This window comes from Micromonospora sp. NPDC048868 (assembly GCF_043198195.1).
In the GTDB taxonomy this organism is placed as follows: domain Bacteria; phylum Actinomycetota; class Actinomycetes; order Mycobacteriales; family Micromonosporaceae; genus Micromonospora; species Micromonospora reichwaldensis.
The window spans coordinates 268,932-285,107 of record NZ_JBICUN010000008.1 but is presented as its reverse complement, the minus strand read 5'-3'; the positions used below and the strand labels follow the sequence as shown (position 1 = coordinate 285,107).

12 protein-coding genes are annotated in these 16,176 nt (G+C 72.2%); 9 read left to right on the top strand and 3 right to left on the bottom strand.

Annotated elements, in window-relative coordinates; translation table 11 throughout:
• Nucleotides 1–5: 5 nt before the first annotated feature.
• Nucleotides 6–956, bottom strand: a complete 951-nt coding sequence (locus ACGFNF_RS15960) for an SCO2521 family protein (RefSeq protein WP_393168551.1) — start codon at nucleotides 954–956, stop codon at nucleotides 6–8.
• 303 nt (nucleotides 957–1,259) lie between these two features.
• On the opposite strand from ACGFNF_RS15960, the gene ACGFNF_RS15955 reads away from it, so the two are divergent.
• The 7 genes from ACGFNF_RS15955 to ACGFNF_RS15925 all read left to right on the top strand — a co-directional run bounded on the left by ACGFNF_RS15955 (nucleotide 1,260) and on the right by ACGFNF_RS15925 (nucleotide 12,599).
• Nucleotides 1,260–5,471 carry a HEAT repeat domain-containing protein gene (locus ACGFNF_RS15955; protein ID WP_393168549.1) on the top strand — a complete coding sequence of 1,404 codons (4,212 nt, stop codon included), beginning with the start codon at nucleotides 1,260–1,262 and terminating at the stop codon, nucleotides 5,469–5,471.
• A gap of 63 nt (nucleotides 5,472–5,534) precedes the next feature.
• Nucleotides 5,535–7,340 (top strand): RyR domain-containing protein, encoded by a 1,806-nt coding sequence (locus tag ACGFNF_RS15950; protein ID WP_393168547.1) that lies wholly within the window; start codon nucleotides 5,535–5,537, stop codon nucleotides 7,338–7,340.
• On the top strand, nucleotides 7,330–7,842 hold the full coding sequence (locus ACGFNF_RS15945) for a hypothetical protein (protein WP_393168545.1): 513 nt from the start codon (nucleotides 7,330–7,332) through the stop codon (nucleotides 7,840–7,842). The genes ACGFNF_RS15950 and ACGFNF_RS15945 overlap by 11 nt, the downstream gene beginning before the upstream one ends.
• 46 nt (nucleotides 7,843–7,888) lie before the next feature.
• Nucleotides 7,889–8,854 (top strand): carbohydrate ABC transporter permease, encoded by a 966-nt coding sequence (locus tag ACGFNF_RS15940; RefSeq protein ID WP_207914510.1) that lies wholly within the window; start codon nucleotides 7,889–7,891, stop codon nucleotides 8,852–8,854.
• Nucleotides 8,851–9,681: a carbohydrate ABC transporter permease gene (locus ACGFNF_RS15935; protein ID WP_311414101.1), complete on the top strand. Its 831-nt coding sequence runs from the start codon at nucleotides 8,851–8,853 to the stop codon at nucleotides 9,679–9,681. Before ACGFNF_RS15940 ends, ACGFNF_RS15935 begins: the two co-directional genes overlap by 4 nt.
• A 20-nt stretch (nucleotides 9,682–9,701) precedes the next feature.
• Entirely contained in the window at nucleotides 9,702–11,111 is a 1,410-nt protein-coding gene (locus tag ACGFNF_RS15930; RefSeq protein WP_393168542.1) for an ABC transporter substrate-binding protein, read from the top strand.
• A 129-nt stretch (nucleotides 11,112–11,240) separates the two neighbouring features.
• Nucleotides 11,241–12,599, top strand: coding sequence for a PQQ-binding-like beta-propeller repeat protein (locus tag ACGFNF_RS15925; RefSeq protein WP_393168540.1), 1,359 nt, complete (start codon nucleotides 11,241–11,243; stop codon nucleotides 12,597–12,599).
• A gap of 54 nt (nucleotides 12,600–12,653) precedes the next feature.
• Here the strand turns inward: ACGFNF_RS15925 and ACGFNF_RS15920 are convergent, their stop codons facing one another.
• Both ACGFNF_RS15920 and ACGFNF_RS15915 read right to left on the bottom strand, forming a co-directional pair.
• Nucleotides 12,654–13,418, bottom strand: coding sequence for an ABC transporter permease (locus ACGFNF_RS15920; protein WP_393168538.1), 765 nt, complete (start codon nucleotides 13,416–13,418; stop codon nucleotides 12,654–12,656).
• Entirely contained in the window at nucleotides 13,415–14,146 is a 732-nt protein-coding gene (locus ACGFNF_RS15915) for an ABC transporter ATP-binding protein (RefSeq protein ID WP_393168536.1), read from the bottom strand. The genes ACGFNF_RS15920 and ACGFNF_RS15915 overlap by 4 nt, the downstream gene beginning before the upstream one ends.
• Before the next feature lie 112 nt (nucleotides 14,147–14,258).
• Here ACGFNF_RS15915 and ACGFNF_RS15910 point away from each other — a divergent pair, with 112 nt between their 5' ends.
• Together ACGFNF_RS15910 and ACGFNF_RS15905 are read left to right on the top strand one after the other, a co-directional pair.
• The gene (locus ACGFNF_RS15910; RefSeq protein ID WP_393168534.1) at nucleotides 14,259–15,365 is read left to right on the top strand and encodes a sensor histidine kinase; all 1,107 of its coding nucleotides are present in this window, start codon (nucleotides 14,259–14,261) and stop codon (nucleotides 15,363–15,365) included.
• 53 nt (nucleotides 15,366–15,418) lie between these two features.
• A complete protein-coding gene (locus ACGFNF_RS15905; RefSeq protein ID WP_393168531.1) occupies nucleotides 15,419–16,063 on the top strand; it encodes a response regulator in 645 nt (214 codons plus the stop codon).
• The last annotated feature ends 113 nt before the right edge of the window (nucleotides 16,064–16,176 follow it).

Below are 16,176 nucleotides of genomic sequence, written 5' to 3'. Positions count from 1 at the left end.
CGTGGTCAGCGCCCGCACGGCTGCTGGGCCGTCACCCGGTGGGCCAGGTCCCGCAGCAGGGCCATGTTGTTCACGCTGATCTGATCCCGGATCCAGTTGACCGACGACTTCCACTGCCGGCTGAATCCGGGCACCTGCTCCAGGCGGTCCCAGATCGGCCGCAGCCGCGGGTGGACCCGGGCACCGGGTAGCCACAGGTGCAGCAGGTGCTCCAGCACCGGCCGCAGCCGCTCGATGTGCTCGTGCCCCCCGGAGGCCGGTCGGGTGACCGCAGCCTCCACCAGAGAGGAGAGCATGGTCAGCAGCCAGTCGTGCAGCGCGAGATCCTCGCAGAGGCCGGCCACCGCGGCCGGCACGTCCTGCGGGCCGACCACGAGCTCGACCGTGCGCAGCGTGGGGGAGTCCACGGTCACCACCGCCGAGACGTCCGGTCCCGGCTGCGGGTCGACCTGCGCGGTCCAGCGCAGCCGGGTGCGCGCCGCGCGCAGCGGCGGGTGCCGGTCCAGCAGGCCGGACATCTGCACGCCGTCGAGCACCCGGCCGGTGATCGCCTCCAGGTTCAGCACGTCCGCGTCGTTGCCGTGCAGGAAGCCCGCGGTCAGGTCCGCGGCGTCCAGCTTGCCGACCGTTTCGAGGACGCCGGGGTTGGCCAGGTAGTGCGACCACGGCTGGCGGCGCTCGCCGGCGACGACCTGGATGACCGAGGAAGCCTGCACGATCCGGCCACCGGTGATGATGGCCCGGGTGACCACCGCACCCACCCCGCGCAGCTGGCGGTTCCTGGCGCTGGGCAGCCAGCAGTCCACACCGGTGCGGACGTCGGGCGACACCGCGTAGAGCGAGGGGCGTCGGGAGGTCAGCACGACTTCGCCCTCGACCAGGCTGAGCACCTCCGAGCTCTGCTCCTGGGCCAGCGCCGTGCTGTGCTGCAGCAGGCTGGTATGCACCTCACCCACCGTGAGCATCGCTTCCTCCGCATCGCAGGCACCGGTCCGCGGTCGCCCCGCGGGACGCGGTCCCATGGTGATTGACGTACGCCGCCGTGACCTGCACCGACACGGGATCCGTGGGGGGATTGCCGAAACTTCTCGTGAGAGCCGGAATGCACCTTGCCGGATCCGTCTCCGTCCTGCGGTCATCATAGGCCGACCGTTGACGGGATTCCCACGCGTGGACAGTGTTCGCGGGGCATAGGGGTGTGAAGGCAACTGATATTTTCATTGGTGCGGTCGCCAGCCACCCCCTGGAGTTTGCCGTTGATGAAGGTCTACATTTCGGCCACCCAAAAAGACCTGCTGGAATATCGTGCTGCCGTGCACGTCGTGGCACGTCGTCTGGAGATCGAGGACGTGGCCATGGAGGCGTACGGGGCCGACGTGCGGCCGCCGTTGGAACGCTGCCTGACCGACGTGCGCCGGTGCGACCTCTACGTGGGCCTGTTCGCCTGGCGCTACGGGTTCCGCCCGCCCGGCCAGGAGTCCTCCATCACCGAACTGGAGTACCGGGAGGCGCTCACCGCTGGGAAGCCCTGCCTGATCTTCCTGCTCGACGAGGAGACACCCTGGCCGGTCGACATGATCGACCGGGACGCCGACTGGCAGCAGATCGTCGCGTTGCGCCGGGAGCTCAAGGAGCGCCACCTCTGTGCCTTCTTCTCCGGGGTGGACGACCTCTCCGCCAAGGTGACCATGGCGCTGGCCGAGGTGCGCAGCGGCCGGTCGCCGGCGCGCGAGCTCGCCGACCCGGACACCCCTCTGCCGGAATCCGTGCGCAGCCAATACCACAAACAGTTGGCCCTGAGGTACCAGGCCGTCCCGCTGGACGCGGTCTCCCCGCAACCCACCATCGGATATCTGACGCTCGGCCTACCGAAGATGTTCGTCGAGCCCCGCGTGCACGAGGACACCCGGCCCGAGATGCCGCTGGCCTGGTGGCGCTGGGCCAGCTCCACGGCCGACGACGATGGCGGGCTGCCCGGGGTGGTCGACCCGGAGGAGGTGGAGCGGCTCTGGGAGGAGTACGCGGCCAAGGACGCGCTGGCCCTGTTCGACGTGGTGAGCGACCCGGGCCGGCGAGCGATCGTGCTGCTCGGCGACCCCGGCTCCGGCAAGTCGGCGGCCGCGCGGTACCTGGCGCTGGCGCTGGCCGGGGTGTGCACCGAGCCCCGGCTGGCGGCGCTGGACCGCCACCTCCCCGTCCTGATCGAGCTGCGCTCCTACGCCGCGCACTGCGGCGACGGGCGGTGCGACGGCCTGCTGGACTACATGGGCCACCGCCACCAGCAGGGCCTGGCCGGGATCGAACAGAGCGTGCTGGAGGCGTACCTGCGTCAGGGCGGCCAGGCGCTCTTCCTGTTCGACGGCCTGGACGAGGTGTTCGACCCCACGCAGCGCGAGGAGGTGGCCGCACAGATCGCCACCTTCGCCAGCGAGTACCCGGGGGTGCGCACGATGGTCACCTCGCGGGCGGCCGGATACCTGCGGCACACCTTCGCCAACGCCGGCTTCGACCACTTCACCCTGGAGGATCTCGACGACGAGCGGATCGCCCGCTTCCTCGGCAACTGGTACCGCTACGTGATGCCCACACCGGCGGCGGAGGCGGACCGGCAGCGTCGACAGATCCTCGACGTCGTGCGCAGGTCCCGGGCCATGCACGAGATCGCCGGCAACCCGCTGCTGCTGATGCTCATGGCGATCGTCGGCCGGGGCCACCCGCTGCCCCGCAACCGGCACCGGCTCTACGCGCACGTCACCGACGTCCTGATCTCCGAATGGGACGTCACCAAACAGCTGAGCGAGAGCCACGGCGACGTGCCGTTGCTGGACCTGCAGGCGAAACGCCGGTTGGTGCGCCACCTGGCGTATTGGATGCAGTTCCGGGAGTCCGGCCCGGCCGGAAACTACATTGAACCCGACGAAATGGCGCGCATCTTCCGGGACGACCTCGTCGCGTTCTACGGTTTCGAGAACGAGCGGGCACTCGCCATGGCCTACTCGATGATCGACAAATTGCGCCAGCGAAGCTTCATCCTGGAACGGTACGGACTGCGGCTGTTCGGGTTCGTGCACCGCACGTTCCTGGAGTTCTTCTGCGCCGAGGAGATCGTGGACAGGTTCAAGCGCGATCGGGACGCCTGGGGTATCGACCGGCTGCGCGCGCTGTTCCGCGAGCACTGGGCCGACCCGTCCTGGCGTGAGGTGCTCCGGCTCGTCGCCAGCGCCCTACCCGCCCCGACCGCCAACGACCTGGTCGTCCTGCTCGCCACCGGGGTCAACCAGCCCTGGCCGCCGCTGAACCTGACGGGCCCGCCGTGGAACCTGGTGCTGGCCGCGCAGTGCGTGGCGGAGGCGCCGCAGCCCGCCGAGCTGGCCGGCGCGGGCGACGCGGTGCTGTGCCAGGTCGTGCGGCTGGTCGAACACGGCATCTCCGCCGACGACCCCAACCTCGTGGAGCTCACCGAGCAGGAGCTGCTGTCCTCGATCCGGGCGCTCGGGTCGCGCTGGCCCGGCCGGCAGGCCTTCCTGAACTGGTATCGCCGCCGCGGGGTGCGCACCAGTTGGCGCTCCGGCTCCGCGTTCGCCACCCGCATCGCCGCGGTGCTCTCCACCGACGAGGAACGGCTGGAGGAACTGCTGGTCCAGGAACTCGGGCAGGGCCGTGAGCGGCAGGCCCACCTCACCCTGGTGGCGGGGCTGGCCGAGACCGCCGGCCGCCTGGGCACCACCAGCCCCAGCCGCCGCCGGTGCCGGGACCTCCTGCTCGCCCAGGCGCGGGCCGAAGTCTCCACCACGGTCCGGCAGGCGGCCGTACGGGCTCTGGTCGCGCACTTCGGCACCGATCACGACCACGTCGACGTGCTGCGCGACCTGGCTCGCTCACCCGACCTCGCAGTGCGGGCGCTGGCCGTGCAGTCCCTCGGCGGCCGCGGCGAGCTGTCCGAGAAGGTCAGCCAGGTGCTGGTCAGAGCCGCCGAGGACCCCGCCACCGCGGTGCGGCGGGCCGCCACCGCCGTGCTCAGCACGCGCTGCGCCGACCTGCCGGACGCCCCCGGGACACTGCAGCGGCTGCTGGCCAACGACACCGACCCCGGCGTGGTGCAGCGCGCGCTGCAGGGACTGCTGGTCCTGCCGCAGCACGCCGAGACCGCCCGCACCCGGGCGCTGCAGCGGGTGACCGGCGACTCCCCGGACGAGGTGCGGCGCTGCGTGGTGACCGAGCTGCTGCCGGCGTGGCCGAGTCCGGACAACACCGAACTGCTGCTGAAGCTGGCCGGCTCGGACCCGTCCGCCCGGCTCCGCGCGGTCGCCGTGCAGCGGCTGGCGCTCGTGCCCGACCCGGAGGGGCGCTGCCGGGCCCGGCTGGTCGATCAGATCGAGCAGGACGAGGAAGCCTCCGTGCGCGCCGCCGCGGTGACCGCGCTTATCGACCGGGACCGCGCCGACGACACCGGGTGGGCCGTGGTGGCCAACGCGGCTCGCGTCGACGAGGACGCGACGGTGCGCCTCGCCGCGGTACGCGCGCTGGCCGAGGCGTACCCGGACCACCGCACCGGGGAACTGCTGCTGGAGAAGGCGCACGGCGACCCCACCGCGAGCGTCCGGCTCGCCGCGGTCGACCTGCTCACCGGCCGGCCGCTACTCGACCGGGCCACCCGCGACCTGCTGATCAGCCGCGCGTCCCAGGAACGGGACGCGATCGTCCGGTTGCGGGTCACCCTCCGCCTGACCCGCCTCGCCGAACAGGCCGACCCCGAGGTGCTCAAGTGCCTGGCCGACCAGGTCAGCCGGGATCCCGACCCGAACGTGGTGCGCGCGGCCGCCCAGGCGCTCGCCCGTCACGGCGAGGCCGACGCCCTGATGGAGACGCTGTGCCGGCGGGCCCGCCGGGACAGCTACGTCGGCATCCGGCTGGCCGCCGTGCAGGCCCTCTGCGCGTACGGGAGCCCGGACGCGGTGACCGACGTGCTGCTGGAGTGCGTCGAGTCGGACACCGACCCCACCGTGTTCGACGCGGCGGTGTGCTGCCTGGCCGAGCAGGGCTCGGCATCCATGGCGGTGACCCTGCGGCTCCTCCGCCGCCTGGCGGACCAGGACCCGGCGATCCGCGCCCGTATCGCCGCCGCGCTCGGCGCCCACTTCGGGGCCGACCCGGAGGTCCGGGTACTGCTCGTGGGGCTGGTCCGCGACGACCCTGACCTCGAGGTCCGGCGCCGGGCCGTGGAACAGTTGGGAGCCACGCTGGCCGACCGGGTGGGGGTGCGGGAGCTGCTGCTGCGGCTGGCCGACGACGAAGACTGGGAGATTCGCCGCACCGCGCTGCTCGGCTTGACCCGGCACTACTCCGGAGACGCCCACACCCGGGCCGTGCTCGTGCGGCTCGCCCGCCAGGAGGACGACGGCAGCGTACGGCGGCTGGCCGGGCAACTGCTGGCGGCCCTGCCCGACACCAGGCCCGACGACTTCCCGTGACCGGACCCGGCGGGCGCGCGCCGAGCCCGGTTCCGATCGACCTGGTCAAATACCATGACCGTCATGACAGACCCGGTCGCCACCTCGCGCCACCTGGTCGAATGGTGGCTCCGAGCCGTGTTCGGAGTCATCGGGCTGGCCGCCTTCATCCTCGGCTACATCGGGTTCGACCGCCTGCTGAAGGCCCGGCCGGACACCGCACACGACCCGTACGACGTGCTCTACTACGACCTGCAACTCTTCGTCTTCGGCGCCGAACCCTTCCAGAACGCCGGACCGTACCCGTGGCAGCTGCAAATCGCCCGGTTCGCCGCCCCGCTGTTCACCCTCCTGGCCGTGGCCGAGGCCAGCCGGCTGCTGCTGGCCGCCGAGAGCCGCCGCCTGCGGGCCCGGCGAGCCCGCGGCCACGTCCTGGTCTGCGGCGACTCCCCGTTCGCGCACATGCTCGCCGACCGGCTCTTCGCCGACGGTGAACGCGTGGTCGTGGTGCGCTCCGAACCGTTCGGACCGCTGGAATACCGGCTACGCCGGTACCTCGGCGTCATGGGTGACCCGGCCAGCCCTCAGGTGCTGCGCGGCGCCGGCCTGCCCCGCGCCCACACCATCTACGCCTGCAGCGAGGACGACGACCGCAACCACGCGATCGCCAACACCGCGAGCCGGCTCGTGAAGGACAAGCGGGAGCCACCCCGGGTCTACGTGCTGGTCCACGACTTCGAGATGTGCCTGTCGTTGCAGGCCCGACGACTCGGCGCCGCCGGATCCAGCCGGCTGCGGCTGGACTACTTCCACGTCGACGACATCGCCGCCCGCGCGCTGCACCGGCATCACCCGTTGCCGCCCGCCACCGGCCGCCCCACCAAGGTCCTCATCGCCGGCACCGGCACCTTCCGCCGGGCCCTGCTGGTGGAGACCGCTCGGCACTGGCGGGCCCAGCAGGCCAACTGTCCACCCGGGCACGTCGCGCCGCCCCTGCGGGTGGACCTCGTGGCCCCGGACGCCGGCGCCGAGCTGGCCGTCGCGGCGTCGCGTTACCCGTTCCTGACCACGGCCTGCCGGCTCACCGCGTACGACCTGGACCTCGACGGCCTCGTCGGGCTCGACCAGCTCGACGGCGACCGCTACGACCGCATCTACGTCTGCGCGCCGGACGAGACCAGCGGCCTGCAGTACGTGCTGGACACGCCCGCCCTCTGGCAGCGCGCCGAGAGTTCCGTCTTCGTACCCGTCTACCAGCAGGCGGCGCTCGCCGCCGCCTTTCACGGCGACTCCCGTCACGACCTGCTCGACGAGGTGCACGGCAAGCTGCGCCTCTACCCGGTGCTGACCCGCGCCTGCGATGCCCGGCTGATCGCCGAGGACCTCACCGAGCGGCTCGCCCGGTTGATCCACGAGCGGTACCTGCTGGCTCAGCAGCGCGCCGGGGTACGCCCCGGCGACGCGCCGGCCATGGTGGACTGGTCGCGACTGCCCGAGTCGCTGCGGCGGGCCAACCGGGCCCACGTCCAGGACATCGCCGCGAAGCTGTTGAATCTCGGCTGCGTCGTGGCGCCTCGGCGCGGCGGCACCAGCGACGCCGCCGCCGGGCAGGTCATCGACGACCGGATCGAGGAGTTGGCCCGCCTCGAGCACGAACGGTGGTGCCGGGAACGGCGAGGGGAGGGCTGGACGCACGGCGAGCCCCGCGACGACGTCCGGCGGCGGCATCCCGCCCTGCGGCCCTGGGACGAACTGCCCCTTGACGTCCAGGAGCAGAACCGCGCGGAGATCCGGGCGCTGCCGGACGTGCTGTCCGACAGCGGGTTCGAACTGATCCGGCTGGCACCTGCGGTGCCCGTGCAGCGGAGAGGACCGGGGGATGCCGGCTGATCCCGCACCGCTGCGCGTCGGCGTGACCGGGCACATCAACCTGACCCGCGACACCGAGTTGCTCGTCGCCGACGCGCTGCGCGTCGAGTTGCGCCGGATCAGCGACCGGCCGGTGCACGGCGTCACCTGCCTGGCGGCCGGTGCGGATCAGCTCTTCGTGCGCGCGATTCTGGAGCTGGGCGGCACGTACGAGGTGATCCTCCCGGCCCTCGACTACCGGACCGCCGTGATCGGCCCGGACAACCGGGCGACCTTCGACGAGTTGCTTGCCGGGGCGGCGGCGATCGTCCACACCGGCTACGAGCGTTCGAACACCGCCGCCTACGTGGCCGCCAACCGGGCACTGCTGCGACGGGTGCAGCGACTGGTGGCGGTGTGGGACGGGGAACCTGGTTGCCACGCGGCGTCGACGGACCGGACCGTCGACCGGGCGCGGCTCCTCGGCATCCCGACCACGATCCTCTGGCCCGCCGGCGCCCGTCGGATGTTCCCCGGGAACTGACTCCCGAATGATGTGCATTTTTCAATGTCGTTGGTAGGGTGCTGCGGTGCCTCCCCCTGCCACCGTCGGCGCGCCACCGGGCGACCGCTCCCTGACCTCCGAATCCACGCCCTCCACCGCCCGACAGGTGCGGCGCGCACGCTTCAGCGAGTCCGGTCTCGCGTGGCTGATGCTGCTGCCCTCGGTGGGGGTCTTCGCACTGTTCGTGTTCTGGCCGCTCGGGCGGACCCTGTACCTGTCGGTGCACGGCAACGACATCTTCGGCGCCGCGTCGGAGTACGTCGGCGCGGCGCACTACCGGGACATGCTGTCCGGTGAGTTCGGCAAGGTGCTGGCCACGACGGCGCTGTTCACGCTCTTCTCGGTGGTGCCGGCCGTGCTGGGCGCGCTGTTCGTGGTGCTGCTGCTGGAGGCGCGCATCCGGGGCGTACGGGCGCTGCGTACCGCGTTCGCGCTGCCGTTCGCGTTCTCGGTGGCGACCGCGTCGGTCATCTTCGCCGTCATCTACAACCCGGCGATCGGGGTGGCGAACGGCCTGCTCGGCTCCCTGGGCTTCGACCGGGTCAACTGGCTCACCGACCCGTCGATCGCGTTGCCCGCTGTCTGCGCCGCGACGGTGTGGATGAACTTCGGCTACAACATCCTCGTGCTCTCCGCCGGGGTCTCGGCGATCTCGCCGGAGGTGGTGGAGGCGGCGCGCCTGGACGGCGCGACGGGCTGGCGGCTGGCGACGCGGATCACCGTGCCGCTGCTCTCTCCGCAGCTGTTCTTCCTCGTCGTGGTGTCCACGATCCACGCCCTGCAGAGCTTCGGGCAGATCCACATCCTGACCAAGGGCGGGCCGGACCAGGCCACGACGACGCTTGTCTACTCGATCTACGAGAAGGCGTTCGCCTTCGGCTCCTCCGACTTCGGCGCGGCCAGCGCGCAGGCCGTCGTGCTGCTGGTCATCATGCTCGGCTGCACGGCCGTCCAATTCGGCGTCCTCGAACGGCGGGTCCACTACCGATGAAAAAGCTCAACCTCGGCCGGGTCGCCGTCTACGTCGTGCTCGGCCTGGCCGCGATCCCCGTGCTGTTCCCGGTCTACTACGGGTTCGTCGGCGCCGTGATGGGCCCCGGCGACCTGGCGACCTATCCGCCCGCGCTGGTGCCGAGCGCGCTGCACTGGCAGAACATCACCGACGTGTTCCGCTCGGTGCCGCTCGGCCGCTTCTACGCGAACTCCGCCGTGCAGGCCGGGATCATCACCGTGGCGCAGGTCGTCACCAGCATCTTCGCCGCGTACGCCTTCGCGTTCCTGCGCCTGCCGGCGAAGGCGGCGACGTTCAGCCTCTTCCTCGCCACCCTCATGGTGCCGTGGGAAGCGATCATCATCCCCAACTACCTGGCCATCTCCGACTGGGGCCTGACGCGCGGCGGGCTGACGTACCTCGGTCTGGTGCTGCCCTTCCTCGCCTCGGCGTTCGGCACGTTCCTGCTGCGGCAGGCGTTCCTGCAGTTCCCGACCGAGCTGCGCGACGCCGCGGTGATCGACGGGTGCGGCCACTGGCGGCTGCTGTGGCGGGTCATCGTGCCGCTGTCCAAGCCCTCCATCGCGGCGGTCGGGGTCTACGTCTTCCTCTCGGCGTGGAACCAGTACTTCTGGCCGCTGATCCTGATCCGCGACACCGAGTTCCAGACGCTGCAGATCGGCATCTCCCAGCTCAACGACGCCGAGGCGGCGCAGCCGGGCCTCGTCCTCGCCGGCGTCGCGTTGTCCCTGATCCCCACGCTGGCCGTCGTGATCTTCGGCCAGCGCTACATCGTCCGCGGGCTGACCGCCGGGGCGCTGCGTTGATCCATCGAGAAGGAGAACCAATGAGAAGACCTCGGCTCCGCCGGACCGCGGCGGCGTTCGTCGCCGTCGTGGCCGCCGCCGCGCTCACGGCCTGCGGCGACTCCGGGTCCGGCACCGACGGCGGCAGCGGCGCGCTCGACGCGCCCGGCGCCGAGGTGCTGGAGAAGGCGACGGACAAGACCACCATCGAGTTCTGGCACGCGATGAAGGGGGCCAACGCCACCGCCGTCGACCAGCTCGTGGCCGACTTCAACGCCCAGAGCGGCGGCAAGGTCGAGGTCAAGGCGGTCTTCCAGGGAAGCTACGACGAGACGATCGCGAAGTACAAGGCGTCGGTGCAGCAGAAGAGCACGCCGGCCCTGGTGCAGATCTACGACATCGGCAGCCGCTTCATGGTCGACTCGAAGCAGGTCGTGCCGATGCACAAGTTCATCGAGAAGGACGGCTTCAACGCCGGCGACATCGAGCCGAACATCGCCAGCTACTACTCGGTCGACGGCAAGCTCTGGTCGATGCCGTTCAACTCGTCGACGCCCCTGCTGTACCTGAACAAGGAGGCGTTCGAGCGGGCCAAGCTCGACCCGACGAAGCCGCCGAAGAACCTCGACGAGATCGGCGAGCTGGCGAAGAAGCTCACGATCAAGGACGCCAGCGGCAAGACCGTCCAGTACGGCTTCAACGCCGCCATCTACGGCTGGCTGGTGGAGCAGCTGCTCGCCACCGACGGCAAGGAGTACTGCGACAAGGGCAACGGGCGCAGCGGCCTGGCCACGAAGGTGCAGTTCGACCAGGAGACGGCCGTACGCGTCGCGCAGTGGTGGACGGACCTGGTGAAGGGCGGCTACGCGACGAACACCGGCCGCAAGACCGACGACGCCCAGGCCGCCTTCAAGTCGGGCACGGTCGCCATGCACCTGGAGTCCACAAGCGTGCTGCGCGGCTACGTCGACGCCGCCAAGGGCAAGTTCACCGTGCTCACCGCCCCGTACCCGAAGGTGAGCGCCTCCTCCACGGGCGGACCGATCATCGGTGGCGCGTCGCTGTGGATCAACGGCGTCGGCCACGACGACAAGGAGAAGCGGGCCGCCTGGGAGTTCGTGAAGTTCGCCTCCGGCCCGGTCGAGCAGGCCAAGTGGCACACCAGCACCGGGTACGTGCCGATCAACGCCAAGGCGCTCGACGAGCAGATCGACAAGGACTGGATGGCGAAGTTCCCCCAGTTCCGCACCGCCGTCGACCAGCTGCACGCGCTGCCGCCGTCGGTCGCCTCGGCCGGCTGCCTGCTCGGCGTGATGCCGCAGGCCCGCAAGGCGTCCGAGGACGGCCTTGAGGCGGCCATCGTCGGCAGCAAGCCGGCCGAGCAGGCCATGAAGGACGCCGCGGCGAGCGTGCAGGGCGCCATCGACAGCTACAACAAGTCGGTCAGCTGACCACCGCACCGCGCTGATCGTCGAGAAGGGCCAGTTCCGCCGGGACTGGCCCTTCTCCGTTGCCGCCCCCACGTCGGGGGTGCGGGCGGATCCTATGGTGGGCTCTGCCACCGATCGAGGGAGAGAACGTTGTCACCGTCGCACCGCCCGCCCCGCTCGTACGTCGCAGGGGCGGCGCTGGGCCTGCTCGTCGGGCTCGCCGCCTGCACCGCGCCACGGGCGGAGCCGCCCGAGCAGCCGGCGCCGGGGATCGCGGTGACCCAGGAGAGCCTGCGCGGCGGCGGAGCGGAGGGGGAGGGCCCGGAGTCCACCTGGTCGGTGACGGCCAGGCGGCTCGACCAGCCGTTGACGCAGCTCGGCCAGGTCGTCGTCGTGCCGGACGGGCGGGAACTGCGGGCGGTGGACCGCTCCACGGGGCAGGACCGCTGGCGTCACCCGTTCCCGCTGGCCTACCAGTACGCGGTCGCCGGCGACCTGATCGTGGTCAGCGCCAGCAACGGAGGGTTGCTGGAGGTGCTCGACGCGGCCACCGGCGCCACCCGCTGGCGGGCCGAGGACACCCAGGACGTCGTCGTCCAGCAGCAGGTCGTGTACGACCGCGAGTGCGTCGGCACCGGACAGTCCGCGAAGTGTGTCGTCATCGCCCGGGACGTCCGCGACGGTCGCCAACTGTGGAAACTGCCCGCCGACCGGTTCGCCCGGGTCAGCGACGAGGCGCTCGGCGTCCGCGCGCCGCACGCCGCGCCCACCCAGCGGTACGTGTCGGTGCGGCTGAACGGGCGTACCTACACGAGCGTCGCGCCCACCACCGGCAAGACCGGCGCCGGACGCCTGCCGAGCCGGGCCTGGCACGGCTTCGTGGCCGGCAACCTGCTGGTGACCACCGACCACGATCCGCCCCGGGACGACCGGCGGTGCACCGTCAGCATCGCCACCGTCGACGCGGCCACCGGCGCCGGAGGCTGGTCCGGCGAGGTCTTCAGCGGGCGTCGCGAGGACGGCGAGTGTGCCAAGCGGCTGGCGCACGACCGCAGCGGGCTGACCCTGATCGGGGCCGGCACCCGGCTCGTCGCGGTCACGGACGCCGGCCGGCCGCAGGTGATCGACCTGCGGACCGGTAGAACGCAGTGGGAGGGCGTCGCCCCCGGCGTGCCGATCGACGGGGACGACCGGTCCGTGCTGGTGCGGCGCACCGCCGACGAGGGCGAGCTGGCCCTGCTCGACATGGCCACCGGCGCGACGCGGTGGAGCGCGCCGGACCCGGGACTGTCCGGCACCTCGGCGAGTTGGCGGTCGAGCGTGACCGGACGACTCGTGGCGGTCAGCGGCGCGGTGGAACAACGACCGGTCGTACTCATCTACGACGTGTCGACCGGTCGCCAGCTCGGCCGGTATCCCGGTTGGCTCGCCGGCGCCGGGGACGACTGGGTCGCGGTGAGCCACTCCGGAGGCTCGGACGGGATCTCACTGGACCTGTACGCCTTCTGAACCGGCGCGGCGGGCCGGTCCCGGGCCGGCCGCCGCGTCCACCGCCGCCGCGCCCTAGTTCCAGCGGAACAGGAGCGCGGCGACGGTCGCACCGACGACTGCGGTGATCGCCAGACCCGCCAGGTTCGACGCGTCGACCGGGGCCCCCGCCCAGGCGCTGGAGAGCGCCTCGACGGTGGCGCCGAACGGCAGCCACGAGGCGGCCCGGGCCACCGGTTCCGGCAGGGAGGCGGTGCCGCCGAACAACCCGCCGACGGCCCCGAGGGCGAAGAAGGCGATCAGGCCGATGGCGACCGCCGAGTTCGGGGTGGGCGCCACCGAGGCGACGATCAGGCCCAGCCCGTACATCGCGGCCACCGATAGCCCGACCACGGCGAGCGCCATGCCGACGTGGGCCGGCGGACGTGCGCCGAAGCCGACGACGGCGACGGCGTACGCCAGCCCGATCCCCAGCACCGCCTGCGCCAGGCTCACCACCAGCTGGGCGACGAGCACCATCGCCGGCGACGCCGGGGTGACCGCGAGGCGGCGCAGCACCCCGCTGCGGCGGTAGTAGGCCAGGAAGCTCGGCATGTTCACGATGCCGATCGTGGCGAGGACGATGGTGAAGACCAGCGGCAGGACGAACAGGTCGAGCGCCGAGCGCCCGCCGGCGACCTCCTGGTCACCGGCGGCAGCGGCGTTCATGACCAGGATCAACAGCGGTAGCCCTATGGGTACGACCAGCCCGGCCGTGTCCCGGACGACCATCTTCGCCTCGCACCCGATCAGGGTCAGCCACGAGCCCGGCCCGGGTCGTCGTACGGTCACCTCGGTCATGCGTCCTCCTCCGTGACGAGTTCCTTGCCGGTGAGGCGGACGAACGCCTCCTCCAGGTTCGCGGCGCCGGCCCTGGCGGCCAGCCCGGCCGGGGTGTCCAGGGCGACGATCCGGCCGGCGTCGAGCAGCACGACCCGGTCGCAGAGCCGTTGGACCTCGTCCATCGCGTGGCTGACCAGCAGCACGGTCTCGTCGCGCAGCCCCTCCACGCCCACCCAGATGTGCCGGCGGGCACGGGGATCCAGTCCGGTGGTGAGTTCGTCGAGGATCACCACCCGCGGTCGGCCGACCAGGGCGAGGGCGATGGAGAGGCGCTGCTGCTGGCCGCCGGAGAGCTTCTCGAACCGCGTTCCGGCCTGCCCCCGCAGCTCGACCAGGTCGAGCAGTTCGTCGGCGGGGCGCGGATCGGGGTAGAAGCTGCGGTAGAGGCCGAGCAGCTCACCGACGGTCAGGGCCGCGTGCAGCTCGGCCTGCTGCAACTGCACGCCGAGCAGCTGGCGGACGGCGGCGCGGTCCCGGCGCGGGTCCCGCCCGAGCACCCGGACGCGTCCCCGGTCGGGGACCCGCAGGCCGGCGATCAGCTCGATCATCGTGGTCTTGCCGGCCCCGTTGACGCCCAGGACGCCCAGCACCTCACCGGGGGCCACCGTCAGGCTGACGTCGTCGACGGCGACGACGTCGCCGTACCGCTTGTGCAGGTTCTCGACCTCGATGGCGGGTTGGCTCATGCTCGCCATGCTGGTCGGCGGCACCCGCCCGCCGCCTGTGCCGGAGGTCAGCCCCGCCGCCAATGACTTTCGGCACCCGTGGCTCGCCGGCCGCGGCGGCTAGGGTTGCCGCATGCGGCGGCTCGGGCTCGATGAGTGGTCCGGCCTGGTGATGCTCGTCGTGTGCGTGGGCGTCGGGTCGCCGGTGATGCTCGGCCTGGTCGAGCCGGACATCCCGGCGCCGGTGTGGGTGGGGCTCTTCGTCGTCACCCTGGGCGCGGCGCTGGGCGCCGTCACCGAGCGGGGCCGACCGCCCCAGAGGTGGGCCGCCTACGGCACGGCGGTGGTCGTCGGCTGGGGCGTGGTCGCGACGGCCCCCCGCGCCGGCATGCTGCCGATCCTGCTGGTGGTGATCGCCGCGCTCGGGCCGGAGACCGTCCGGCTGCCGGTCAACCTGCTGGTGGTGGCGCTGAACACGGCCGTGATCGCGCTGACCGTGGGCCGGGTCCACGACGGCCTGGTCGCGCCGCTCGTGTCCGGGGTGTTCTACGGGCTGATCCAGATCGCGACGACGTTCAGCGTCACGGCGGTCCGGCGGGAGCAGCAGCACCGTCAGGAGCTCACCCGGGCGCACGTCGAGCTGCGCGCGGCCAGCCTGCTGCTGGCCGGGTCGGCCCGCACGGCGGAACGGCTGCGCATCTCCCGCGAGCTGCACGATCTGCTCGGCCACCAGCTCACCGTCCTCACCCTGGAGCTGGAGGCCGCCCGGCACCGTGCCGGCGACCCGGCACGGGAGCATGTCGAACGGGCCGGGAGGGTGGCCCGGGAGGTGCTCGCCGACGTCCGCGACACCGTCAGCGCGCTGCGCGCCGGACCCGCCGCCGACCTCGCGGCGGCGTTGCGCGACGTAGGCCGCGACATCCCCGGGCTCGACGTGACGGTCGAGGTGGGGGAGGACGTCGAGGTGAACGAGGACCAGATCGCGGCCCTCGTCCGGGCCGTACAGGAGATCATCACCAACACCCTCCGGCACGCCAGCGCGCGCGAGCTGGGAGTCACGATCGTGCGCGACGGTGACGCGATCCGACTGACCGCGTCCGACGACGGGCAGGGCGCGCGGGACGTGGTCCCCGGCAACGGGCTGCGGGGGCTGGCGGAGCGGTTCGCGGCACTCGGCGGGGAGATCGCGTACGACGGCAGCGCGGGCTTCCGGGTCACCGCCCGGATGCCGGCCCGGTGACCGGCATGGCCCAGCCGGACGACCCGGGCGGCCGGAACGACCGGAGTGCCGGCGTGACCAGGGTGGTCGTGGTCGACGACCAGACGCTGGTCCGGCAGGGCATCCGCACCCTGCTCGACATGGCCGGCATCGAGGTGGTCGGCGAGGCCGACGACGGCGAGGCGGCCCTGGCCGCGATCGACGCGACCCGGCCCGACGTCGTCCTGCTCGACCTGCGCATGCCGCGCCGGGACGGCATCTGGGTCCTCCACCAGTTGCGCGAACGCGGGGCGGACGTGCCGGTGCTGGTGCTCACCACCTTCGACGACGACACCCTCGTCCTCGACGCCCTGCGCGCCGGTGCGCGGGGCTACCTGCTCAAGGACGTCACGCTGGAGCAGCTGACCCGGGCGGTCGAGACCCTCGCCGCAGGCGGAACGCTCATCGCCGTGTCGATCACCGATCGGCTGTTGCGCGCCATCCGCTCGGCGCCGTCCCCGGTCGGGGTGAGCGCCCCGCCGGCGCAGGACCTCACCGAGCGGGAGCTGGACGTGCTCCGGCTGGTCGCCGAGGGCTACACCAACCGGGAGATCGCCGGGCTGCTCTTCCTCGCGGAGGGCACGGTCAAGAACCACGTGTCGGCGGTCCTGCTGAAGCTCGGCGCCCGGGACCGCACCAACGCGGTGCTGCGGGCGCTGCACGAGGGCGTCCTGCGGTAGAGCCGGTGCGTCCGGTCGTCACGCGGTGGGGGATCCGGCGCTGCGGTCCCCGACCTGCACCGGCCGGGGACCACACCGCAGGCGCCTGTGACGCGCCACGGCGAGCATCTCGC